22 protein-coding genes are annotated in these 21325 nt (G+C 68.7%); 6 read left to right on the forward strand and 16 right to left on the reverse strand.

The window, feature by feature from the left end:
* Position 1 precedes the first annotated feature (1 nt).
* The 5 genes from ACK4IU_RS11250 to pedF form a co-directional block, all read right to left on the reverse strand.
* Complete coding sequence (locus ACK4IU_RS11250) at positions 2-2380, reverse strand: xanthine dehydrogenase family protein molybdopterin-binding subunit (protein WP_409735000.1); 2379 nt, start codon at positions 2378-2380, stop codon at positions 2-4.
* A 9-nt stretch (positions 2381-2389) separates the two neighbouring features.
* Complete coding sequence (locus ACK4IU_RS11255; protein ID WP_149587646.1) at positions 2390-2875, reverse strand: (2Fe-2S)-binding protein; 486 nt, start codon at positions 2873-2875, stop codon at positions 2390-2392.
* Between the two features lie 39 nt (positions 2876-2914).
* A complete protein-coding gene (locus tag ACK4IU_RS11260) occupies positions 2915-3436 on the reverse strand; it encodes a CoxG family protein (RefSeq protein ID WP_409735003.1) in 522 nt (173 codons plus the stop codon).
* A gap of 70 nt (positions 3437-3506) precedes the next feature.
* A complete protein-coding gene (locus ACK4IU_RS11265) occupies positions 3507-4415 on the reverse strand; it encodes an amino acid ABC transporter substrate-binding protein (protein WP_409735005.1) in 909 nt (302 codons plus the stop codon).
* A 1-nt stretch (position 4416) separates the two neighbouring features.
* Positions 4417-5088 (reverse strand): cytochrome c-550 PedF, encoded by a 672-nt coding sequence (gene pedF, locus ACK4IU_RS11270; RefSeq protein ID WP_409735007.1) that lies wholly within the window; start codon positions 5086-5088, stop codon positions 4417-4419.
* Between the two features lie 161 nt (positions 5089-5249).
* On the opposite strand from pedF, the gene ACK4IU_RS11275 reads away from it, so the two are divergent.
* From ACK4IU_RS11275 to ACK4IU_RS11295, 5 genes are all read left to right on the forward strand, one after another.
* Positions 5250-6419: an ABC transporter substrate-binding protein gene (locus ACK4IU_RS11275; RefSeq protein WP_409735010.1), complete on the forward strand. Its 1170-nt coding sequence runs from the start codon at positions 5250-5252 to the stop codon at positions 6417-6419.
* Between the two features lie 41 nt (positions 6420-6460).
* Complete coding sequence (locus ACK4IU_RS11280) at positions 6461-7441, forward strand: YVTN family beta-propeller repeat protein (protein ID WP_409735057.1); 981 nt, start codon at positions 6461-6463, stop codon at positions 7439-7441.
* 57 nt (positions 7442-7498) lie between these two features.
* The gene (locus tag ACK4IU_RS11285) at positions 7499-7918 is read left to right on the forward strand and encodes a hypothetical protein (RefSeq protein WP_409735011.1); all 420 of its coding nucleotides are present in this window, start codon (positions 7499-7501) and stop codon (positions 7916-7918) included.
* A 124-nt stretch (positions 7919-8042) separates the two neighbouring features.
* Positions 8043-8756: an ABC transporter ATP-binding protein gene (locus ACK4IU_RS11290; protein WP_409735013.1), complete on the forward strand. Its 714-nt coding sequence runs from the start codon at positions 8043-8045 to the stop codon at positions 8754-8756.
* A complete protein-coding gene (locus tag ACK4IU_RS11295) occupies positions 8753-9625 on the forward strand; it encodes an ABC transporter permease (RefSeq protein WP_409735015.1) in 873 nt (290 codons plus the stop codon). Before ACK4IU_RS11290 ends, ACK4IU_RS11295 begins: the two co-directional genes overlap by 4 nt.
* A 73-nt stretch (positions 9626-9698) precedes the next feature.
* Here the strand turns inward: ACK4IU_RS11295 and ACK4IU_RS11300 are convergent, their stop codons facing one another.
* The 5 genes from ACK4IU_RS11300 to ACK4IU_RS11320 all read right to left on the reverse strand — a co-directional run bounded on the left by ACK4IU_RS11300 (position 9699) and on the right by ACK4IU_RS11320 (position 16419).
* Positions 9699-11897, reverse strand: coding sequence for a PAS-domain containing protein (locus ACK4IU_RS11300; protein WP_409735017.1), 2199 nt, complete (start codon positions 11895-11897; stop codon positions 9699-9701).
* Positions 11894-13057: an FIST N-terminal domain-containing protein gene (locus ACK4IU_RS11305; protein ID WP_409735019.1), complete on the reverse strand. Its 1164-nt coding sequence runs from the start codon at positions 13055-13057 to the stop codon at positions 11894-11896. The genes ACK4IU_RS11300 and ACK4IU_RS11305 overlap by 4 nt, the downstream gene beginning before the upstream one ends.
* A gap of 67 nt (positions 13058-13124) precedes the next feature.
* The gene (locus ACK4IU_RS11310; RefSeq protein WP_409735021.1) at positions 13125-13841 is read right to left on the reverse strand and encodes a LuxR C-terminal-related transcriptional regulator; all 717 of its coding nucleotides are present in this window, start codon (positions 13839-13841) and stop codon (positions 13125-13127) included.
* Positions 13842-13962: 121 nt separating this feature from the next.
* A complete protein-coding gene (locus ACK4IU_RS11315) occupies positions 13963-15726 on the reverse strand; it encodes a PQQ-dependent methanol/ethanol family dehydrogenase (RefSeq protein WP_409735023.1) in 1764 nt (587 codons plus the stop codon).
* A 276-nt stretch (positions 15727-16002) separates the two neighbouring features.
* A complete protein-coding gene (locus ACK4IU_RS11320; protein WP_409735026.1) occupies positions 16003-16419 on the reverse strand; it encodes a c-type cytochrome in 417 nt (138 codons plus the stop codon).
* Positions 16420-16709: 290 nt separating this feature from the next.
* On the opposite strand from ACK4IU_RS11320, the gene ACK4IU_RS11325 reads away from it, so the two are divergent.
* Positions 16710-17453: a CPBP family intramembrane glutamic endopeptidase gene (locus ACK4IU_RS11325; RefSeq protein WP_409735029.1), complete on the forward strand. Its 744-nt coding sequence runs from the start codon at positions 16710-16712 to the stop codon at positions 17451-17453.
* Positions 17454-17585: 132 nt separating this feature from the next.
* On the opposite strand, the gene pqqE is transcribed toward ACK4IU_RS11325, so the two are convergent.
* The 6 genes from pqqE to ACK4IU_RS11355 all read right to left on the reverse strand — a co-directional run bounded on the left by pqqE (position 17586) and on the right by ACK4IU_RS11355 (position 21293).
* Positions 17586-18695: a pyrroloquinoline quinone biosynthesis protein PqqE gene (pqqE, locus tag ACK4IU_RS11330; protein WP_409735032.1), complete on the reverse strand. Its 1110-nt coding sequence runs from the start codon at positions 18693-18695 to the stop codon at positions 17586-17588.
* Positions 18688-18951 carry a pyrroloquinoline quinone biosynthesis peptide chaperone PqqD gene (pqqD, locus tag ACK4IU_RS11335; RefSeq protein ID WP_235019322.1) on the reverse strand — a complete coding sequence of 88 codons (264 nt, stop codon included), beginning with the start codon at positions 18949-18951 and terminating at the stop codon, positions 18688-18690. Before pqqD ends, pqqE begins: the two co-directional genes overlap by 8 nt.
* Positions 18948-19691, reverse strand: a complete 744-nt coding sequence (gene pqqC / locus ACK4IU_RS11340) for a pyrroloquinoline-quinone synthase PqqC (protein ID WP_409735034.1) — start codon at positions 19689-19691, stop codon at positions 18948-18950. The genes pqqD and pqqC overlap by 4 nt, the downstream gene beginning before the upstream one ends.
* Positions 19688-20572: a pyrroloquinoline quinone biosynthesis protein PqqB gene (gene pqqB / locus ACK4IU_RS11345; RefSeq protein WP_409735036.1), complete on the reverse strand. Its 885-nt coding sequence runs from the start codon at positions 20570-20572 to the stop codon at positions 19688-19690. The genes pqqC and pqqB overlap by 4 nt, the downstream gene beginning before the upstream one ends.
* Positions 20573-20584: 12 nt before the next feature.
* A complete protein-coding gene (gene pqqA / locus ACK4IU_RS11350) occupies positions 20585-20677 on the reverse strand; it encodes a pyrroloquinoline quinone precursor peptide PqqA (protein WP_128514459.1) in 93 nt (30 codons plus the stop codon).
* A gap of 76 nt (positions 20678-20753) precedes the next feature.
* Positions 20754-21293, reverse strand: a complete 540-nt coding sequence (locus ACK4IU_RS11355) for a tetratricopeptide repeat protein (RefSeq protein ID WP_409735039.1) — start codon at positions 21291-21293, stop codon at positions 20754-20756.
* Positions 21294-21325: the final 32 nt, after the last annotated feature.

A 21325-nucleotide genomic window follows, 5' to 3' on the forward strand; every position in this document is an offset into this window, starting at 1 on the left:
CTTACCCGTTGATCGCCGACCAGACCCGCGACGGCGAGACCGGCATGTCGATATGCGTGACGTGGGTATGTCCCCCGCGATGCAAGGCGTCGATCACCGCGTTGACCACCGCCGGCGGCGAGCCGATGGCCCCCGCCTCGCCGCAGCCCTTCACCCCCAGGGGGTTGTGCGTGCAGGGCGTCTGGCAGGAGTAGTCCACGTTGTAGAACGGCACGTCCTCGGCCCGCGGCATCGGGTAGTCCATGTAGGACCCCGTCAGAAGCTGGCCGTTCTCGTCATAGGCCGTGAACTCGCACAGGGCCTGGCCGATCCCCTGGCCCACGCCGCCATGCACCTGGCCCTCGACCACCATCGGGTTCATCACGTTGCCGAAGTCGTCGGCACAGTGGAAGGCCACGACGTCCACCTTGCCGGTGTCCGGGTCCACCTCGACCTCGCAGATGTAGGCCCCGGCGGGATAGGTGAAGTTGGCCGGGTCGTAGAAGGCGGTTTCCTCCAGCCCCGGCTCCAGCGTCTCCAGCGGGTAGTTGTGCGGGACATAGGCCGAGAAAGCGATCTCGCCGAAGGTCTTGGCCTTGTCGGTACCGGCTACCTGGAACTTGCCGTTCTCGAAGGTGATGTCGCCCTCGCTGGCCTCCAGCATGTGCGCGGCGATCTTCTTGCCCTTGGCGATGATCTTGTCCACCGCCTTGGCCATCGCCGTGCCGCAGACCGCCAGGGACCGCGAGCCATAGGAGCCCATCCCGAAGGGAATCTTCGAGGTGTCGCCATGCACGATCTCGACCGAGGATTCCGGGATGCCCAGCTTCTCGGCCACGATCTGCGCGAAGACCGTCTCGTGGCCCTGGCCGTGGCTGTGCGCCCCGGTCATGACCGAGATATTGCCTGTCGCGTTCACCCGAACCGTCGCCGCGTCGTAAAGGCCGACGCGCGACCCCAGGACGCCGACCAGATGGCTGGGAGCGATCCCGCAGGCCTCGATCCAGGTGGACAGCCCCATTCCACGCAGCTTGCCGCGCTTCTTCGAATCTGCCGCCCGCTTCTCGAACCCGGCGACATCGGCAATCTGCATCGCCTTGTCCAGCGTCGCATGGTAGTTGCCGGTGTCATAGACCAGCCCGACCGGGGTCGTGTAGGGGAACTGGTCCGGCGTCAGCAGGTTCTTCCGCCGCACCTCGAACGGGTCGAGGTTCAGCTCGCGGCACATCTTGTCGATCACCCGCTCCAGGCTGAAGGTCGCCTCGGGACGGCCCGCGCCGCGGTAGGCATCGACCGGCGCCGTGTTGGTGAAAACGGTTTTCACGTTCACATAGACATGCGGCACCTTGTAGGGCCCGGCCATCAGCGTGCCGTGCAGGAAGGTCGGCGTCGCGGTCGAGAAGTTCGACAGATACGCCCCCACGTTCGCCAGCGTCTCGGTGCGGATCGCCAGGATCTGCCCGTCCTTCGTGCAGCCCAGCTCGATCTTCGTCACATGGTCGCGGCCGTGCGCGTCCGTCAGGAACGACTCGCTGCGCTCTGCCGTCCAGCGCACCGGGCGGCCCAGCTTCTTCGCCGCCGCAAGCACCAGCGCCTCTTCGCCGTAGTGGTAGATCTTCGAGCCGAAGCCGCCGCCCACGTCCGGAGCAACGACCGTCAGCTTGTTCTCGGGGATGCCGAGGACGAAGGCCGCCACCAGAAGCCGAGTCAGATGCGGGTTCTGGCTGGTCGTCGTCAGCTTGTAGTCGCCCGTCCCCGGGTTGTATTCGCCGATCGAGGCGCGCGGCTCCATCGCGTTCGGCACCAGGCGGTTGTTCACCAGTTCCAGCGTCACGACATGCGGCGCGGCCTTCATCGCGGCATCCACCGCCGCGCGGTTGTCCTCGATCCAGCCCCAGTCGAAGCACAGGTTGTCCGGGATCTCGTCATGCACGCGGTTCGACGGATCGGCCACCGCCGCCTTCATGTCGATGATCGCCGGAAGCTCCTCGATCACCGAATCCGCGGCCAGCTGTTCCGCCGCGTCCTTGGCCTGGGCGTAGGTCTCGGCCACCACGGCGGCATAGGCGTCGCCCACATGACGCACCTTGCCATGCGCCAGCACGGGGCGCTTCGGTTCGCGCATCGGCGTGCCGTCGCGGCTGTTGATCAGCCAGCCCGCCGGGTTGCCGCCCACGTCCTTGAAATCCTCGCCGGTGAAGACGGCCAGCACGCCCGGCATCGCCGCCGCCTTCGACGTGTCGATCGACTTGATCCGGCCATGTGCGACGGTCGAACGGACGAAGACCGCATAGGTCTGCCCGTGCAGCGCCACGTCGTCGGTATAGACCCCGCGTCCCGTCAGGAAGCGGACATCCTCGCGGCGCTTCATGGACGCGCCAATCCCGGTATCCTTCGGCATCTTCCCCCCCTATTCCGCGGCCAGGGCCGAGACGTCCTGCCCACTGGCAGCCATCACGGCCTTTACGATGTTGTGGTAGCCCGTGCAGCGGCAGATGTTGCCGTCGAGGTAGTGGCGCACCTCGGCCTCGGTCGGCTTGGGGTTCTCCGCCAGCAGCGCGGCCGAGGACATCACCATCCCGGGCGTGCAGAAGCCGCATTGCAGCCCGTGATGGTCCTGGAAGGCCTGCTGGATCACCGACAGCGATCCGTCCGGATTGGCCATGCCTTCGATCGTCTTGACGTTCGCCCCCGCCACATCCGCCGCAAAGACGGTGCAGCTTTTCACCGGCTTCCCATCGACATGCACCACGCAGGCGCCGCACTGGCTGGTGTCGCAGCCGACATGGGTGCCGGTCAGCCCCAGCCCCTCGCGCAGGAAGGAGGACAGAAGCGTCCGCCCCTCCACCTCGCCGGAAACGGCCTTGCCGTTCACGGTCATCGAGACCTTGGTCATCTTAATTCCTCCCTGGGTCGTCCTAGGTATGCAGCCGGTTCAACCGAGCAGTCGTTTGAACCAACCCTTCTTCTTTTCCCCCGAATCGGCAACAGCTTCTTCGGTCACAACTTCGTCTTCCGGCTCCTCGACCGCCGCCTGGAACCGGGTGAAGAACTCGTCCGCCAGCTTCCTGGCGAAACTGTCGATGATCCGGCTGCCCAGCTGGGCGATCTTGCCGCCGACATTGGCCTCGGCCGCGTAGGTCAGGCGCGTGCCGCCCTCGAAGGGCTCGAAGCTCACATCCGCGCCGCCCTTGGCGAAGCCCGCGACGCCGCCCTTGCCCTCGCCGCTGATCTTCAGCGACCGGCCCTCGATGATGTCGGACAGTTGCACCAGCCCGGTGAAGGTCGCCGACACCGGGCCGACCTTCTGCTTGACCACCGCCTCGTAGCCCTCGGCCACGGACCCCGTCAGGCTCTCGCAGCCCGGGATGCATTCCTTCAGCACGTCGGGGTTCAGGATCGCATCCCAGACGACCTTCGGGTCCGCCTTGATCTCGCGGGTGTCGGTCAGTTTCATGATTGGTCCCTCTGTTGGGCACAGCCTAAGCGCCGCGCGGGCAAGCGGCTATGCTGCCTAAGTCGTAGGTTCATCGGTCGGGCGGGGTGAAGTCGAGTCCGTATTGCGCGAAGATCGCCGCGATCCGCCCGTCGGCCAGCGCGGCAGCCACCGCGTCGTCCACCGCATAGCCGAGGTCGCGGTGGCTCTGGTGCAGCGCGACCCCCAGCGTCCAGCGCGACAGCTGGAACCCCGGAAGCAGCGGCGCATGGACCGCGACGCCCTCGCCCGCCCCGGCCTCCAGCTGCGACAGGGGGCCCATCACCGCCCAGACCTCGCCCCTGGCGAGCCCCTCCATCGCGTCCGCCACCGTCCTGTAGCGGGTGATCCTGGCCGAGGCCCCGAAGGTCGAGGTCAGGTAGAAATCGGAAATGGAGTCGTTCTCGACCCCCACCGGGTCATAGACGAAGAAGGAAGGCACCGGCCCGCCCGGATGCCGGCCGTCCGCGTTCGGCTCCTGCACCGCGTCGGGATAGTCGTCGATCCGGTAGGCGATGCCGACCCGCTCGCCCGCGTATTGCCCGGTGAAGACCACCTGTTCCACCCGGCAGGTGAAGTCGCTGCTGTAGGGCACCCGCATCATCAGGTTGGATACGCGCCCCCCCACCGCCGCACCCTTCCAGACATAGTTCAGAAGGTCCGCCTCCAGCGTCTCGCCGGACTGCACGAAACGGAACCGAGGCTCCACCCCAAGGCTTTCGGCGATGATCCGTCCGACCTCGACATCCACGCCCCTCGCCGTGGCACCGTCCTGCCAGCTGTAGGGGGGATAGTCCTCGTAAACCGCGATCTCGATCCAGCCTCGGTCGATGATCTCGTCCAGGGTCTGGCCCACGAACTCGCGCGGGGTGTTCTGCGGGCGCGCGCCGGGCTTGTGATCCTCGCAGCGGGCATTGGCCATGCCCGTCGCCAGCACCAGGGCAAGAACCGCCCGCCACATCTCAGTGCGCCGCCGACAGCCCGATCGTCAGCATCTCGGCCGCGTGCTTCTTGGCCGTGGGCGTGCCGTCAAGCGCCAGCGCCGCCCGCAGCGCCGCCGAATCCGCCTTGGGCGCGCCCGAGGCGGTGACGATCCCCGCCGCGATCTCCATCAGCTCCGCCTTCAACGCGGCCTCGTCGCCGTCGCCCGCCATCAGCTGGTCCCGGATCGCTCCCAGCCGGTCCTTGTGCGCCTCAAGCGCGCCGTCCTCGGGCCGGGTCTCGATATAGGTCCGGATCGCCCAGGCCGCCTTCTGGCCGAGGATCTCGCCGAAGGCCGGCATCTTCGTGGTGCCGTCCTGGGTGTAGCCGTGCCGGAAGCGTTCGGCGAACCATTCGTCGCCGTATTCCGCCGCCTCGAGGAAGCGCAGGTCCGGCGCCAGCCCGCCCGAGACCACGCCCAGCCCGTGACAGCGCGCGCAGTTCTGGTTGTAGCCGGAATCCCCGATCAGCACCGCCTGCCACCAGACCTCCTCCCCGACCTTGTCGGCGCGGTAGGGGTTCTCGATCAGCCATTCCTCGCCCACGTCCGGCAGGGCATCCGTGTTCACCGGCTGCGGGGCGACATCGCCATGGGCAAAGGCAAGGCTCGCCGTCACGCACAGGGCAAGGCCCGCGATCGGAGCACGTTTCATCGGTGGGTCCTCCCTCAAGATCTCGGGCCAAGGGGTAACCCCTGCCTCTCCGCCCCGCCATTCGACCAAGGTGCAAGCCGACCCGCCCGCCCCTGCGACGATGGTCGTATTGGCCTTGGCCCCCCCCTGCCGCAGGCTTCCGGGACTGAAGGGAGGGCTCCATGTTCCGCCTGTTCGTCACCATCGCCAGCCTGGCGGTAACCGCCCCCGCGCGCGCAGACCTTCCGGTGGCGATCACCTATCTGCGGCTCGAGGTGGACCGCCCGCCCGTCCTGTCGAACCTCGACCCGGTGCCCGAGGACCTGGGCATCGCCGGCGCCGAAATCGCGCTGGCCGACACCCGGACCACCGGCAGCTTCCTCGGCCACGATTACAGCCTCACGGTCGTCTCACTCCCCCCGGACGGGGACTTCGCCGCCGCCGCCCGCGCGGCGCTGCAGACCTCGCGCCTGATCCTCCTTGATGCCGATCCCGCGGCGATCCTCTCGGTCGCCGACCTGCCCGAGGCCGCCACGGCGCTTCTCTTCAACGTCTCGTCCGGCGCCGAAAGCCTCCGCTCCGCCGACTGCCGGGCGAACCTCCTCCACACCATACCCGAGGATGCCGCCCGCACCGACGCGCTGATGCAGGTCCTGCAACGCAAGCAGTGGCAGACGACCGTCCTCATCACCGGCCCCAAACCCGCCGACCGCGCCTTTGCCGAGGCGCTGCGCCGCTCTGCCGCGAAGTTCGGCATCGCCATCGCTGGCGAGAAGGAATGGACCTTCGACACCGACCTGCGTGACAGCACCATGGACGAGGTGCCGCGCTTCACCCAGGACTTCCCCGACCATGACGTGATCCTGGTGGCGGACGAAACCGACGACTTCGGCCGCTACATCGAACACAACGGCTGGCTGCCCCGCCCGGTGGCGGGATCGGACGGGCTGGTCCCCACCGCCTGGTCCCATGTCATCGAAAGCTGGGGGGCGGTCCAGTTGCAGAACCGCTTCGAGGCCCATGCCCGCCGCAACATGCGCGGCCCCGACTACGCCGCCTGGGCCGCCATCCGCGCCATTGGCGAGGCGGTGACCCGCACCAACTCGAACGACCCCGCCACCCTGCGCGCCTGGCTCCTCGCCCCCGAATTCCAGATGGACGGCTTCAAGGGCCGCGGCCTTTCGTTCCGCGCCTGGAACGGCCAGCTTCGCCAGCCGATCGCCGTGGTCAACGCCCGTGCCCTCGTCACCCTCGCCCCGGTCGAGGGCTTCCTGCACCAGCGCAACGAGATGGACACGCTGGGCCTCGACCAACCCGAATCCGCCTGCACCGCCTTCACGGAGAGCCCATGACCCGCACACCGCCTCGGCGTACCGCGCCTCCCCTCCCCCCCGTGGGGAGGGGATGGGGGAGGGGGGCCGCCCCCCTTGCCGCGACGCTCGCCCTCGTTCTCGCGACACCGGCCCGCACGGATGAAATCTGGGTGACGAACGAGAAGGACGACACGATCAGCGTGATCGACACCGCGACCCTGGAAGTCACCCGCACCATCCCCACCGGCGAACGCCCGCGCGGCATCACCTTTTCCAAGGACTTCTCCCGCGTCTATATCTGTGCCTCCGACAGCGACACCGTGCAGGTGATGGACCCAGCCACGGGCGAGATCCTGCACGACCTGCCCTCGGGCGAAGACCCCGAGCAATTCGTCCTCCACCCCGACGACCGCCATCTCTGGATCGCCAACGAGGACGACGCGGTGACCACCGTGGTCGATGTGGAAAGCCGCAAGGTCGTGGCCCAGATCAACGTCGGGATCGAGCCCGAGGGCATGGGCGTCTCGCGCGACGGCGCCATCGTGGTGACGACCTCGGAAACCACGAACATGGCGCACTGGATCGACACGGCGACGCACCAGATCATCGCCAACACGCTGGTGGACAGCCGCCCCCGCCACGCCGAATTCACCGATACCGAGCTCTGGGTCTCCTCCGAGATCGGCGGCACCGTCACCGTGTTCGACATCGCCACCAAGGCCGAGAAGGCGAAGATCCGCTTCGCCATTCCCGGCGTGAACCAGGATCTGATCCAGCCCGTTGGCTTCGAGTTCACCCCGGATTTCACGACCGCCTTCGTCGCGCTGGGTCCCTCGAACCATGTCGCGGTGGTCAACATGCAGACCTACGAGGTGGAAACCTACATCCTCGTCGGCCGCCGCGTCTGGCACATGGCCTTCAACCGCGACCACTCGCAGCTTTTCACCACCAACGGCGTATCTGGCGATGTTACCGTGATCGACGTGGCCTCGCGCACCGCGCTGAAATCCATAAAGGTCGGCCGCTTCCCTTGGGGCGCCGCCTTCCGCCCGACGGAGTAGCCGATGACCCGCTTCAGAGCACGCCCGACATCCGCGCCTTCCCTCCCCCGCACGGGCATGGGATGGAGAAGGGGAGCGGCCACGCTGGCCTTCCTTGCCCTTCCCGCCGCCGCGCAGGATGCCCCCGCCGGCCTCTTCGCCGCCACCAACAGGCAGGAGCTTCCCGAACTGGTCCTTTCGGCCGGCCAGCCCCTGGGCGAGCCCTGGAGGCTGAAATCCGGTACCTATTACGAGGTCGAGATCACCGCTGACGGCAGCCAGGAACTGGCGCTTGCAGGGGCGGAGTTCTTTCGCGCGATCTGGATCGACGAGATCGTGATCGAGGGGATCGAGATCCGCCCCCTCGGCCTCGACAGCCTGGAATTCGATGAGGCAGGGACCGTGGAATTCGGCTTCATCGCCGTCAGGCCCGGCACCTACACCCTGCGCACCCCGCAAGGCGGCGAGACCCAGGCCCTGCGGATCACCATCGAATGACCAAAGCCAGCCCGCATCCGATCCTCAAGGCGCTTCAGGAACGACGTCACCCCTCCCCCTCGCGAGGAAGGGATGGGGGAGGGGGGCTCTGCCCGATCCGGGGCCATTCCGTCCCGGCCCGACGATGAGCCTCTCGGTCGAAAACCTCTCCTTCTCCTACGGCCCGCGCAGGGCGCTGGACGACCTGTCCTTTGCGCTCGCCCCCGGCAGCTTCACCGCGCTCCTCGGCCCGAACGGCGCCGGCAAGTCCACCCTCTTCTCCCTACTGACCCGCCTCTTCACCGCGCCGAAAGGACAGATCACCATCGCCGGGCACAACCTCGGGCAGGCCCCCCTCAAGGCCCTCGCCGCGCTGGGCGTGGTCTTCCAGCAGCCGACGCTCGATCTCGACCTGACCACCCGCCGCAACCTCCTCTACTACGCCGCCCTCCACGGCCTCCGCGGCCCCGCCGCCCGCGGACTGGCCGACGAGGCCCTTGCGACCCTCTCGCTCACCGACCGCGCCGACACGCCCGCGCGCAGCCTCTCGGGCGGACAGCGCCGCCGCGTCGAACTCGCACGCGCGCTGATCCACCGCCCCGCCGTCCTCCTCCTCGACGAACCCACCGTCGGCCTCGACGCCGCCTCGCGCCGGGCGATCACCGACCATGCCCATGCGCTGGCCGCGCAGGGCACGACCGTCCTCTGGGCCACCCACCTGACCGACGAGGTCGCCCCCACCGACCGCTGCCTGATCCTGCACCGGGGCCGCCTCCTTGCCGATGCCCCCGCCGGGCAGATTGCCGAAGGCACCACCCTCACCGACCGCTTCCTCGCCCTGACGGCGGACCCCGCATGACCCCCGATCCCCTTCATCTGTCCCCAAATATCCCGCACGGGGGTCCGGGCGGCGGCGCACGCCCCCCGGGGCCGGCCGCAGGGCGCTACCTCACCGCGCTCGGGGCCATCCTCCACCGCGAACTCGCCCGATTCCTCGGCCAGAAAAGCCGGCTCGTCGCGGCGCTGGTGCGTCCCCTCGTCTGGCTTCTCGTCTTCGCCGCCGGCTTCCGCGCCGCCCTCGGCCTGTCGATCACCCCGCCCTACCAGACCTACATCACCTACGAGACCTACATCCTTCCGGGTCTGCTCGGGATGATCTGCCTCTTCAACGGCATGCAGTCCTCGCTCGCCCTCGTCTACGACCGCGAGGTGGGCTCCATGCGGCTTCTCCTCACCGCCCCCCTGCCGCGCGGCTGGCTCCTTTTCGCGAAACTGCTCGCGGGCACGCTCATCAGCCTCCTGCAATGCCTCGTCTTCCTCGGCATCGGCTATGCCTGGGGCATCCGCCCGCCCCTGGCGGGCCTTGTCGCCGTGATCCCCGCGCTTCTTCTCACAGGGCTGATGCTCGGCGCGCTCGGCCTCCTCCTATCCTCGCTCATCCGCCAGCTTGAAAACTTCGCCGGAGTGATGAACTTCGTCATCTTCCCGATGTTCTTCCTCTCCTCCGCCCTCTACCCGCTGTGGAAGATGGCCGAGGCGAGCCCCGCGCTCGCCCGCGCCTGCGCGCTGAACCCCTTCACCCAGGCGGTCGAACTGATCCGCTTCTCGCTCTACCTCACGCCCAACTGGCCCGCCCTCGGCTGGACCTGCCTCGCCACGGCGATCTTCGCCGCCGCCGCGCTGTATGGCTACGACTCCGCAAGGGGTTTCACGCGCGCCAAGGGCTGACCGCGCGTCGTGCCCTTCGGTTCTCCTCGCTGACCCCCGCGACGAGGCGCGAAGCGCACGAGGAGCCGTCGCCTTAAAGCCGCCCCACCACCGCCTCCAGCGCGCGGGGATCGATGGGCTTGTACAGGATCTCGATCCCCGCCGAGGTCGCAGCGGCGCGCACGTCCCAGCCCCGGTTCGCGGTGATCAGCCGCGCCGGCACCGTTCCATGCGCCGCCCGGACGCGGGTGACGAAGTCGATACCCGTCATCCCCTCGCCCAGCTGGTGATCGACCAGGAACAGGTCGGGCAGGATCCCGATCTCCTCGATCAGCGCAAGCGCCTCCTCGCCCGAGGCGGCCTCGAGCACCGTCATCCCCCATTTCTCCAGCAGAAGCCCCAGCGCCCGGCGCAGTTCCGCGTCGTTCTCGACCAGGAAGGCGATCTTGTCGGCCGCAACCGGCCCGCTGCGCCGCTCGGGCAGCTCGGCGGGCAGGGGCAAGGCCGCGCCGGCATCGCTCAGCGGCACCTGCACCAGGAAACAGGTGCCCCGCCCGACCTCCGAGCGCAGCCCCAGCGGATGGCCGAGAAGTGCGCAGGCGCGTTCCACGATGGCCAGACCAAGCCCCATCCCCTCGCTGGCCGAGGCGCGGGCATTCAGGCGGTGGAACTCCTTGAAGATGTCGTCCTGCGCCTCTTCCGGGATGCCGGGGCCAGTGTCCCAGACCTCCAGCCGCACCCCCGCGCCCCGCCGCCGCGCACCCACCAGCACCCGGCCCTGCGCCGTGTAGCGGATCGCATTGCCGATCAGGTTCTGCAGGATCCGCCGCAGATAGGCAGGATCGCTTTCCACCACCGCGCCGCAGGGCACCACCCGCAGCCGAAGCCCCTTGGCCGCCGCCATTGGCGCGAACTCGTCGGCCAGCGTCCGCAAGAGCCGGTCCAGCTGCACCGCCCCCACGCTGACCGCGGCCTTCCCCGATTCCAGCTTCGAGATGTCCAGAAGCGCGTCCAGGATCCCCTCGACCGACATCAGCGCGTTCTGCGCCTTCTCCAGCGCCACCTGCGCGCCCTTGTCCAACCCCTCGCCGGTGATGGAGCTGATGAACAGCTTCGCCGCCGACAGGGGCTGCAACAGGTCGTGGCTCGCCGCCGCCACGAACCGCGACCGGCTGGCATTGGCGCGCTCGGCATGGGCCAGCGCATCCTCCAGCTCCAGCGTCCGCTCCATCACCCGCGCTTCCAGCGTCTCGTTCGCCCGGCTCAGCGCCTCCAGCGCGGCGCGCTCGGCGGTCACGTCGGTGAAGCTGAAGACGAAACCGCCATCCGGCATTCCCTGCGCAAAGACATCGAGGATCAGATCCGCGCCGCGCCGGGCCTCGAACTGCAAGGGCGGGCGGCTGCCGGGGGCGGCCACCCAGTCCATCAGGGCCGCGTCCGTCATCCCCTCGCCCAGGCGCATCTCGCTGCGGAACCGGGTGAAGAGGTTCTCGAACGAGGCGCCGATCCGCAGCCGCCCCATGGGCAGCGACAGAAGCGCCCCGAGCCGCTGGTTCCAGCCGACCAGCCGCGCCTCGGCGTCGAAGATGCCGACGCCCTGGTTGATGTGGTCCAGCGTCGCCCGGATCACACGCGCCTGGTCGTCCAGAAGCTTGCCGCGTTCGTGCCGTTCGGCGCGGATGATGTCGGTCACGTCGGTCTGCAGGATCACCGTGCCGCCGTCGGCCGTCCGGTGCTCGCTCACCTGCACCCAGTGGTCGCCCGTCATCCGCACGTTGAAGATCACATGCCGATCCTTGTGCCGCCGCATCCGGCCCTGGGCCCAGTCCGGCGCGCCCTCGCCCTCGGGCAGGGCCAGATGGGGCGAGCGGCTGACCATCGCCACATAGTCCTGGAAGGCCAGCCCCGGCTTAAGCTGCGCATGGACATCCGGCATGTGCATGGCAAAGCGGCTGTTGCACATCACCAGCCGGTCCTCGCGGTCGAACAGGGCAAAGCCCTCCTGCACCGTCTCGATCGCACTCGACAGGTTCTGCCGCGCGGTCTCGGCCTCGCGCATCGCCTCGGCAAGGCGCGCGTTCGATTCGTTCAGCAGGTCCAGTGCCCGGCCCAGGTCATGTGTGCGTTCGCGGACCTGGTCCTCCAGCAGGGCCGCGCGCTGGAACTGGGCATAGGCCGCGCCGGAATCGTCCGTCGCCTGCTCCACCCTCCGCATCAGCGCCTCGGCGATGGTCAGAAGCTTCTCGGCCCGCCGCTCGGCGCTGTCGGCCGGGTTGATCAGCGTCTCGATCATCCCGCGACCTTCGGCGGATAGATGGCGACCCCGGTCATGGTCTGGTTGACATGCATGGAATTCAGCTGCTCGCCATAGGTCGAAAAGCCCACCACCCCGTGCCGCTTCAACAGCGCCGAGACCGCCCCGAAGCGCTGGTTCTCCATCGCCTCGATCCGGCGCAGGATGCAGTCGCAGGCCAGGATCGCCGCCGGCCGTCCGCCCTCGGACAGGTCGGACAGGGCGCGGTCGAGATGGACGGCCATGTCCTGCGGCTCGGCCAGGGTCAGCACCAACCCCTCGTCGATGGCCGAGAAGAAGACCAGATCCCCGTTCGGCGCCATCTGCTGGATCGCCCGGACATGGTGACTGCCGCCGATCCTCACGACGACCGGATGGGCGGCGAAGGTGAAGGTTGTCAGTTGGCCCGGGTCCTTGCCCAGAAGCCGCGCATATTCCTGCGCGGCGGGTTCCGCGTTGATCTGGTGCACCACCCGCCGTGCCGGATCGGCGCCCGTCACCACCATGCGCCGGTTGGTGGGGGTCAGGTGGTTCAGGCTGAAGACCTTCACCTTGCAGGCGGTGCGCACCAGCATCAGCACGGCCCAGCCCTGCCGGAACTGCCCGTCCTGCAGGACGAAGGTTTCCTCGAACCGCGTCCCGTCCCCGGCCGAGCCGCCGAACAGCGGCACCGGCCCCAGACCCGGCCCCAGGGCCGCAGTCAGCTCGTCCTCGCGGATCGACAGGCCATCCACCATGACGAAGGCGAATTCGCCCTCCCAGTCGGGTTGCAGCCGCGAAAGCCCCGCCCGCGCCCGGATCAGCCGGCCGATCAGCTCCTGCCCGTCCAGACGATTCAGGTCGATGCCCAGGCAGTCCACCGCAAAGCAGGATCGGGGCAGGGCGACGGCAACAATCTCGCCGTCGCAATAGCCTTCGGGGGAGATCTCGCCCGCCGTGGTGCAGCCTATTACCGTGACGCCCGGAAAGGCGCGGTCCAGCCCCGCGGCCAGCGCCTTCCGGTCGGCCTCGGGCGAGATGAACAGCACCACCGCCGCAAATGGCCCCGGCCCCAGACCCAGGACCAGCTTGCCCAGCGCATCGGGATCGCGTGCCGCCACATGGGCGCGCGGCATCACCGGCAGGGCATCGGTGGGGGCCAAGTTCTCGGGCGCGATCATCTGGTCCTTCTCCCCTGGCCGATGCTAGGACGCGCCCATGGCATCGGGCAAGGGTTTCGCGAGCCGCTCAGCCGTCCTCGGGCATGAGGCTGGAGAAGTTGGTCTCGCGCGCGATCAGCACGGCCTGGGTGCGGCTCTGCACCCCGAGCTTGCGCATGATCGCGGTGACATGGGCCTTGACCGTGGTCTCGGCGATCGACAGCTCATAGGCGATCTGCTTGTTCAGAAGCCCCTCGCAGATCAGCTGTAGTATCTTCGCCTGCTGCCGAGTCAGCAGCGACAGCCGCCCGATCGCCTCTTCGCGAGGGGTGGTCTTGCCCTTCCCCTCGGGCAGCGGCTCATAGCCCTCGGGCACGAAGCGCCGGCCCTCGCGCAGCGCATCGAAGGCGGCGCGAAAGACCTCGCGGCGGGAATGCTTGGGGACGAAGCCTGCGGCGCCAGCCGCAAGGCAGGCCCCGATCACCCGGTTGTCGGCCAGGGACGAGACCACCAGAACCGGCACCTCGCCTGCCGCCAGGCGCAGGCGGATCAGGCCGTCGATCCCGTTCACGTCCGGCAGGTTCAGGTCCAGAACGATCGCATCCGGCGCTGGGGACAGATCGACGCGGTGGATCGCCGTCTCGAGCCTGTCGGCGGTCTCGATCTCCTCGATCCCCGCGACCGATTTCAGCGTCATCGAGAGCGCGTCGCAGAACAGCGGATGGTCGTCCACGATGAGGGCCGAGTGCATCGGGCGGGTATCAGCCTGCGGAACCATGATCTTCAGCCTTCCGGGTTGGTCCATGTCCAACTCTAACCCGCCCCGTCCCGGCCCGATACAGGCCAAAAGTCCTATGATCCGAAAGCACACGCGCGCCCGGGTCTGCCCGGACGCGCGCGGCCTCGCATGGCCTGACCAGAGGGGGTCAGTTCGCCATCGCCAGTTCCTTCGGCAGCTTGAACACCCAGACCATGCCGCCCTGGTTCAGGTAGTTGACCTTGCTCGCGACCTCGCCGCCCCACAGCGGCACCGCCCCGCCCCAGCCGGAGACGACCGCGACATACTGCTCGCCGTCCATCTCCCAGGTGACGGGCTGGCCCACGATCCCCGACCCGGTCTGGAAGCTGAAAAGCTCAGCCCCCGTCTCGTCGTCCAGCGCCTTGAACTCGCCTTCCGGCGTGCCGAAGAACACGAGGCCCCCGGCCGTGGTCATCACCCCGCCCCAGAGCGGGGCCTCGTTCTTGTATTCCCACTTCCACTCGCCGGTCATCGGGTCGATGGCCTTGAGGCTGCCGATGTGGTCCTCGTAATTCGGCTTGATGGTAAAGCCCGCGCCCAGATAGGCCGCGCCCTTCTTGTAGGTGATGGGCTCGTTCCAGATATCCATGCCCCATTCGTTCGACGGCACATAGAACAGCCCCGTCTTCTGGCTGTAGGCCATGGGCATCCAGTTCTTGCCGCCCAGGAAGGACGGCGAGGCGAAGATCACCTCCCCCTTGGCCCCATCGGCCGCCGCGGCCGGGTTCCCGGGACGGTTCTCCTCGACATAGATCGGCCGGCCGTTCTCGTCGATGCCCTTGGCCCAGGTGATGTCCTTCACGAAGGGCCAGGCGTTCAGGAACTTCCCGTCCTCGCGGTTCAGCACATAGAAGAACCCGTTGCGGTCGGCGGTGGCGAACTTCTTCTTGCCGTCCTTGTCGGTGAAGGCCACGACCTCGTTCACCCCGTCATAGTCCCAGCCCTCGCGCGGGGTGGTCTGGTAGTGCCACTTGATCTCGCCCGTCGCCGGGTCCAGCCCCAGCCGCGAGGCGGCATAGAGGTTGTCCCCCGTCCCGTCGTTCTTGTCGCCCGCATTGCGCAGCCAGCTGTTCCAGGGGGCGGGGTTGCCCGCGCCGAAGACCAGCGTGTTGGTCTCGATGTCATAGGACCCGCCCAGCCAGGTCGCCCCGCCGCCGGTCTTCCACAGGTCGCCCGGCCACGAGGCGTTCAGCGTCCCGGTCATGGTCGATTCCTTGCCGTTCAGCGTGCCCATGTGGCCCTCGATGGTGGGGCGCGTCCAGACCAGCTCGCCCGTCTCGGCATCGCGCGCCTGCACCTCGCCCACGATCCCGAACTCGCCGCCCGAGTTGCCGGTGATGACCAGCCCGTTCACGATCAGCGGCGCCGCGGTATAGCTGTAGCCCTCCTTGTAGTCGGCGATCTTCTTGTTCCAGACCACGTCGCCCGTCTTGGCGTTCAGCGCCACGATCCGCGCGTCCAGCGTGCCGAAATAGATGTTGTCGCCATACAGCGCCGCGCCCCGGTTGATCACGTCGCAGCAGGGCAGGATGCCCTCGGGCAGGCGGGCGTCGAACTGCCACAGCTCCTTCCCGGTCTTGACGTCGATCGCGTAAAGCCGGCTGTAGGACCCGGTGATGTACATCACCCCGTCGTGGATCAGCGGCTGCGTCTCCTGACCGCGCTGCTTCTCGCCACCCAGCGAGAAGGCCCAGACCGGGACCATCTTGCCCACGTTCTCCTTGTTGATCGTCGCCAGCGGGCTGAAGCGTTGCAGGTCGCGCCCCATCCCGTTGGTCAGAATGTCCCCTGTCGAGGCGGCATCCCCCGCCAGGTCCTCTTCGGTGATCCCCGCATAAGCCGGGGCAGCAAGCATCAGGGCCGCCGAAACGGCAGCGACAAAGCGGTTCATCAGGATCCCTCCCTCGGGTTTCAGACGACTGGACGGCGCGCCGGTCCCTCCCCCGGGGCCCCTGTCACCGGTCACTTTGCGTCCCAAACCGCGCCGCCGGTATTGGCCAATGGTCGTAAGCCCCCGCGCGCCCCCCTGGCCTGCTGCTTGCCCTTTTCCAAATACTCCCGCTGGAGGCGCGGCATGGCCCCGCCCCCCGGTCCGGCGGCCATGCCGCACGGAGGAGGAGGCGAAGGCCGACGACGACAGGAAAGGCTTGCGCCGCAGGCGCGCCGCTCAGCGGCCGGTGGTCCTCAGATAGGCCAGGATGAAGTCCTGCACCGTCGGGTCCTCGATGCCCACATGCCGCATCTTGGTGCCGGGGACGAGCCCGTCGTTGTCCTCCATCCAGGCCCGCATGGCGCCGGGGGTCCAGACGAAGCCCGCGCCCTTCAGTGCCGGGGAATAGGGATAGCCTTCCATGCTGCCGGCCTTCCGTCCGACCACGCCCTCCAGGACGGGGCCATAGCTCGGGTCGCTGGCATCGGTCGCATGGCAGCGGCGGCAACTGGCCTCGAACAGCGCCTTGCCCGCGTCGATCTTGATCTTCTCGAACGCCCCCGGATCGTCGGCGCGCAAGGGCGTCGCAAGCGGAAGCACGGACAGGACCAGCGCCAGCGCGGCAGCGGCAAAGGGGCGAAGGATCGGTTGCATCGCGGTCTCCTTGGCTGATGGAACCTGCCCAACTTGCGTCCGCCCGCGCCCCGCGCTGTTTGACCTGCGTCAAGCGGATCGGCCCGAATGGTCGTAGAAACCCCGGCCTCATGGTCGTAGTCCGCCCCGGAAGCCGGTCCTTGCCGCCGGGCCGCTTCGCGCTTAGTCATCCGCAACCGCCCCGCGATACCCGGAACGCCTTGTCGCCGCGCATCGTTACCCAGGGCAGATGACGCCCAAGTTCCAGGACCGCGATGCCGAACCGCCTGCCCAAAGCCCTCGTGACCCTCATGGCATGGCTCGCCGTGACCGTCATCGTCGGAACGATGCTGCGCCCGCAGACCGCCGGGATCGCCGAGATCGTCGGCTTCCTCTCCGGCGGCATCGCCTGGAACGTGCTGGCCGGCGCCGTCCTCCTCGCGATTGCCACGCGCGCCTTCGGCTGGCGCGATCTCGGCTTCCGCGCGCCCCGGAGCGGCCCGGTCCTCCGGCTCGCTTGGTTCCCCGTCCTGACCCTGCTGCCCTTCTACGCCATCGCCTTCGCCGTGGGCCTGCCACCCGCGCAGGCGGTCCTCTTCCTCGCGGTCAACACGGCGCTTGTCGCGCTCTCCGAGGAATGGATGTTCCGCGGCGTCCTTTTCGCGGCCTTCCGGGGGCGCATGGCCCTATGGGCGGCGATCGCGCTGACCTCGGTCCTGTTCGGAGCGGTTCACGTCCTCAACGCCTTCGCGCTGGGCGACATCCGCCTGGCCGCCGCGCAGGCGGTCGCCGCGATGATGACCGGCACCCTCCTCGTGGCGCTGATGCTGCGCACCGGGTCGATCTGGACCGCCGTCGCATATCATCTGCTCTGGAACTTCGGCATCCTGCTCGTGGCCTACGAGACCGCGAAATACCCGCTGCCCGACGGCCCCATGCCCCCCGCCACCTACCTCATGCCGATGCTTGTCGTCCTGCCGAACTTTCTCTACGGGTTGATCCTCCTGCGGCGGTTGCCGGACGCGGCCCGGTCCGGGCAGACCGGCGCCGACTGACCCGGAAGGATCGGCTTGGTCAGGGCAGGAACGGTCGAAGGCAGGCCCGTTTCAGCTGGTTAACGCCCGGTTATCGTCCGCGGACAAGCCCATGATCACAAAGCGAAATCCGGAATTGTCCACCGTGGACACTCAGCCCCCGATCCGCCGCCACCGCGCCGCGTCGAGTCCCGGCGCGTTCCCTTCCGCTGCCAGAAGCTGGTCAAGCTTCGCCCGCCCCGGCGTCCGCCGGCAGACCGGATCGGGGGCCGAGGCATCGCCGAGGACAGCCAGCGCCTGGCAGCGGCAGCCCCCGAAATCGACCTCGCGCCGGTCGCAGGATCGGCAGGGCTCGGGCATCCACTCCGTCCCCCGAAACGCCGCGAAGGCAGGCCCCCGATACCAGATCTCGTCCAGCGGGGTCTCCCTGACGTTGGCGAAGACCATCCCCGGGATCGTCTGCGCCGCGTGGCAGGGCAGGACCGCGCCGTCCGGGGCCACGTTCAGCCCGGTCGAGCCCCAGCCCCCCATGCAGGCCTTGGGCAGGTCGGCGTAGTAATCCGGCGGCACGAAGTCGATCACCAGCCGTCCCGCGCGGTCCCGGCGGGCCGCCCCGACCAGCCGCTTGGCCTCCTCGACCTGCTCGCGCGTCGGCTGCAACACGGCCCGGTTCGCCAGCGCCCAGCCCTGGAATTGGACGCAGGCCACCTCCACCCGCCGCGCGCCCAGCCGTTCGGCCAGATCGAAGACCCCGGGCAGTTCCGCCAGATTGTGCCGGTGCATCACCGCGTTCAGGGTCAGCGCGACCCCGGCCGCCGCCAGCGCCTCGGCCACCTCCATCTTGCGGGCAAAGCCGCCCCGGTAGCCGCCCACCCGGTCCGCCGTCTCGGCCCGCGTGCCCTGAACGGACAGCTGCACATGATCCACCCCCGCCGCGACCAGCGTCGCGATCCGGTCGGCGGTCAACCCGATGCCCGAGGTGATGAGGTTTGCATAAAGCCCCGCCCCCCGCGCCGCGGCGACGATCTCTTCCAGATCCCGGCGCGAGGCGGGCTCGCCGCCCGACAGGTGCACCTGCAACACACCCAGCGCCGCCGCCTGACGGAAGACCTCGGCCCAGTCCGCGACCGAAAGCTCGGCCTCGCGCCGGGTCAGCTCCAGCGGGTTCGAGCAATAGGGGCAGGACAACGGGCAGCGATGCGTCAGCTCGGCCAGAAGAGCGATGGGCGGCGGGACGGCGGTGGGGAGGGTTCCGTCAGGCATGAAGGTCCACCAGCCGCTCGCGGGCGAGACCTTCCAGGAACTCGGTCACGTCCGGGCCGACCTCTTCCGCCGGCGCGTCGAAGGCGGCGGCGAGGTCCGCGACCAGCGCCGCGACCGCCGTCGCCCCGTCCACCCGGGACAGGATCGCATGGCCCACCGCGTCCAGCATCAGCACCCGCTCGGGGGCGAGCAGCACATGCGTCCCGCGCACCGCGTCCCAGTGCAGCCGTACGCCGGGGGGCAGGGCGGGCGTCACCGCAGCCCCTCGCCCGGCCGCCAGGCGCCGGGGGGGATGTTCCCCGGTTCGACATAGCCGTGCCACAGCGCATCGAGCTGTGCCCAGAGCACATCGGTCTTGAAGGTCAGCGCCGCCGCCGCCGCGTCCTGGTCCTCGGGCGTGCGGGCGTGGTCGAGAACCCATTGCAGCCCGAAGGCCACATCCTTCGGCGCCTCGGTCAGGCGATGCCGGAAATAGGCCATCGTCTCGGGCGTGGCGAAATCGTAGTGCTCCAGCAGCCCCGCGATCCGTTCGGCATGGATCCTCGGCGCGAAAAGCTCGGTCAGCGAAGAGGCCACTGCCTGCAAGAGCGGCCTTTCGCGGACATAGGCCACATAGGCATCCACCGCAAAGCGCGTCGCCGGCATGACGCCTGCGCCCGAGGCCACATAGTCGGGGTCGAGCCCCACCGCCTCGGCCAGCCTGAGCCAGCGCCGGATGCCGCCCTCGCGCCCCTCGGCGCCGTCGTGGTCCTCGATCCGGCTGCGCCAGGCGCGGCGCAGGTCGGGATCCTCGACCCGGCTCATGAAGGCCGCATCCTTCATCGGGATCCGGCTCTGGTAGTACCAGCGGTTGACCACCCAGGCGCGGACTTGATCCACCGTCGCCCCGCCCCCGTGCAGGAGGCGGTGAAAGGGGTGGCGGTCGTGATATCGCTCGTCTCCGATCCGGCGCAGCCGCGCCTCGAGGTCGCTTGTCGGTTTCGTCATCTCGGTCATGCCGCTATCTCCGTCCCGTCAAGGGCGATGTCCCATCCCGCCGCAGTCACCGCCGCGCGCTCCGGACTGTCGGGGCGCAGGATGGGATTGGTGTTGTTGATGTGGATCAGGATCTTGCGCCCGACCCGGCGTCCCGAAAGGCGCTCGAGCGTGCCGCCCGCCCCCCCGATCGCCACATGGCCCATGCGCGCGCCGGTCTTGGCGCCGACGCCTTCGCGGATCATCTCGTCGTCGTGAAAAACGGTGCCGTCGAAGAACAGCACGTCTGCCCCCTCGATCCGGTCCAGCAGCCAGTCGGGCAGACTGGCGCAGCCGGGAATGTAAAGGACACGCTTGCCGCCGCCCGTGATTTCGAGCCCGACGGTCTGCCCGCCCATGCGATGGTAGGCGCCCTGTTCGGCCTCGAGGAACAGCGCCACCTTGCCGGGCACGGCAAAGGGCGTGACGGTCAGGCCGGGGATGGGATTGAAGCCCTCGTCCAGCGCCATGTCCCGACGCAGCACCACCTCGGACAACACGCCGAACACCGGGCTTGCCGCCAGCACGGCGTGGGTCTCGGCGCTGGCCCAGAGATCGAAGCCCGTGCCCTCGCGCAGGGACAAAAGTCCGGCGATGTGATCGACATCGGCATTGGTGACCACCACCCCCTTGACCGGGCTGCCCCGCAGCCCCTGCGGCGCAAAGCGCGGCGCGGCAAGCTGGGCGCGGATGTCGGGCGAGGCGTTCAGCACCACCCATCCGGTGCCGTCCAATGAAACGGCCACGGACGATTGCGTCATCCGTGGCAGGTCACCCGCGCGGGCCAGGGAGCAATTCCGGCAGGCACAGTTCCATTGCGGCACCCCGCCGCCCGCAGCGGCGCCGAGTACCGTCAGGATCATGGGATGTTCCGATCAGACCAGGGTGCGGTCGTCCTCGGCGGGGCCGTACATGTTGATTTCCATGCCGCAGCGCACTTCCACGGCCTTGGGTTTCGTCCAGCGCATCTTGGGTCCTCCTCCATCTGATGCCGTTGAGTAAGCCATGATTCCGCCCCGGGGCCTATGCGACCTTCGGAGGGGGTCAGTAGAGACGTTTCTCGTACTTCCAGTCGTCCGCGTCGGGGGTGACCTCGTCCAAGTCATAGCCCGCCGCCTGCAGCCTTTGCGCCACCGGCAGACCCGCCGCCGCCGCCCGGTCCACCAACGCGCGCCCCGCAGCCTGGTCCTGCGCCACGCCGCGCCCGCGCATCAGGTCCAGCCCGTAGTTGAACTGGCCAACCGGATCGCCCGCCTCGGCGGCCATCCGGTCCCAGTTCGCGGCCCGACCCGGATCCTCGTCGGGCGCGCCGAGGCCGTTGTCGTCGAGCTGCGCCATCCAGGTCATCGCCCCGGTCCAGCCATCGCGCGCGCAGGCCTCGAACACGTCGCGCGCATGGTCGTGGTCGCCCTTCTTGGTGATCCCGTAGCCGGCGGCGCAATGCATCATGCTGGTCTCGCCCCGGGCCACATCGTCAAGGATGCGGGCGATGGTCATCTCCTCGGGGTTGAGGATGCCGATTGCCTCCTCCGGCTCGGCCAGGGCGGGCAGGGCGGACAGGAACAGGATCAGGATCGCGCGCATGGGTCTCCGGCGGGCCGCTGGCAGTGTCCGGC

The organism is Tabrizicola flagellatus, from assembly GCF_046295235.1.
Classification (GTDB): Bacteria; Pseudomonadota; Alphaproteobacteria; order Rhodobacterales; family Rhodobacteraceae; genus Tabrizicola; species Tabrizicola flagellata_A.

Coding starts and splice junctions, on each gene's coding strand:
- pqqC (WP_409735034.1), bottom strand. CDS start 19,691: ATGACCGAGATGACGAAACCGACAAGCGACCTCGAGGCGCGGCTGCGC.
- pqqA (WP_128514459.1), bottom strand. CDS start 20,677: ATGCGCTGGACGAAACCCAAGGCCGTGGAAGTGCGCTGCGGCATGGAA.
- ACK4IU_RS11265 (WP_409735005.1), bottom strand. CDS start 4,415: ATGTGGCGGGCGGTTCTTGCCCTGGTGCTGGCGACGGGCATGGCCAAT.
- pedF (WP_409735007.1), bottom strand. CDS start 5,088: ATGAAACGTGCTCCGATCGCGGGCCTTGCCCTGTGCGTGACGGCGAGC.
- ACK4IU_RS11315 (WP_409735023.1), bottom strand. CDS start 15,726: ATGAACCGCTTTGTCGCTGCCGTTTCGGCGGCCCTGATGCTTGCTGCC.
- ACK4IU_RS11305 (WP_409735019.1), bottom strand. CDS start 13,057: ATGATCGCGCCCGAGAACTTGGCCCCCACCGATGCCCTGCCGGTGATG.
- ACK4IU_RS11310 (WP_409735021.1), bottom strand. CDS start 13,841: ATGGACCAACCCGGAAGGCTGAAGATCATGGTTCCGCAGGCTGATACC.
- ACK4IU_RS11275 (WP_409735010.1), top strand. CDS start 5,250: ATGTTCCGCCTGTTCGTCACCATCGCCAGCCTGGCGGTAACCGCCCCC.
- pqqB (WP_409735036.1), bottom strand. CDS start 20,572: ATGATCCTGACGGTACTCGGCGCCGCTGCGGGCGGCGGGGTGCCGCAA.
- ACK4IU_RS11325 (WP_409735029.1), top strand. CDS start 16,710: ATGGCATGGCTCGCCGTGACCGTCATCGTCGGAACGATGCTGCGCCCG.
- pqqE (WP_409735032.1), bottom strand. CDS start 18,695: ATGCCTGACGGAACCCTCCCCACCGCCGTCCCGCCGCCCATCGCTCTT.
- ACK4IU_RS11255 (WP_149587646.1), bottom strand. CDS start 2,875: ATGACCAAGGTCTCGATGACCGTGAACGGCAAGGCCGTTTCCGGCGAG.
- ACK4IU_RS11320 (WP_409735026.1), bottom strand. CDS start 16,419: ATGCAACCGATCCTTCGCCCCTTTGCCGCTGCCGCGCTGGCGCTGGTC.
- ACK4IU_RS11300 (WP_409735017.1), bottom strand. CDS start 11,897: ATGATCGAGACGCTGATCAACCCGGCCGACAGCGCCGAGCGGCGGGCC.
- ACK4IU_RS11260 (WP_409735003.1), bottom strand. CDS start 3,436: ATGAAACTGACCGACACCCGCGAGATCAAGGCGGACCCGAAGGTCGTC.
- ACK4IU_RS11250 (WP_409735000.1), bottom strand. CDS start 2,380: ATGCCGAAGGATACCGGGATTGGCGCGTCCATGAAGCGCCGCGAGGAT.
- ACK4IU_RS11290 (WP_409735013.1), top strand. CDS start 8,043: ATGAGCCTCTCGGTCGAAAACCTCTCCTTCTCCTACGGCCCGCGCAGG.
- ACK4IU_RS11355 (WP_409735039.1), bottom strand. CDS start 21,293: ATGCGCGCGATCCTGATCCTGTTCCTGTCCGCCCTGCCCGCCCTGGCC.
- ACK4IU_RS11295 (WP_409735015.1), top strand. CDS start 8,753: ATGACCCCCGATCCCCTTCATCTGTCCCCAAATATCCCGCACGGGGGT.
- ACK4IU_RS11285 (WP_409735011.1), top strand. CDS start 7,499: ATGGGATGGAGAAGGGGAGCGGCCACGCTGGCCTTCCTTGCCCTTCCC.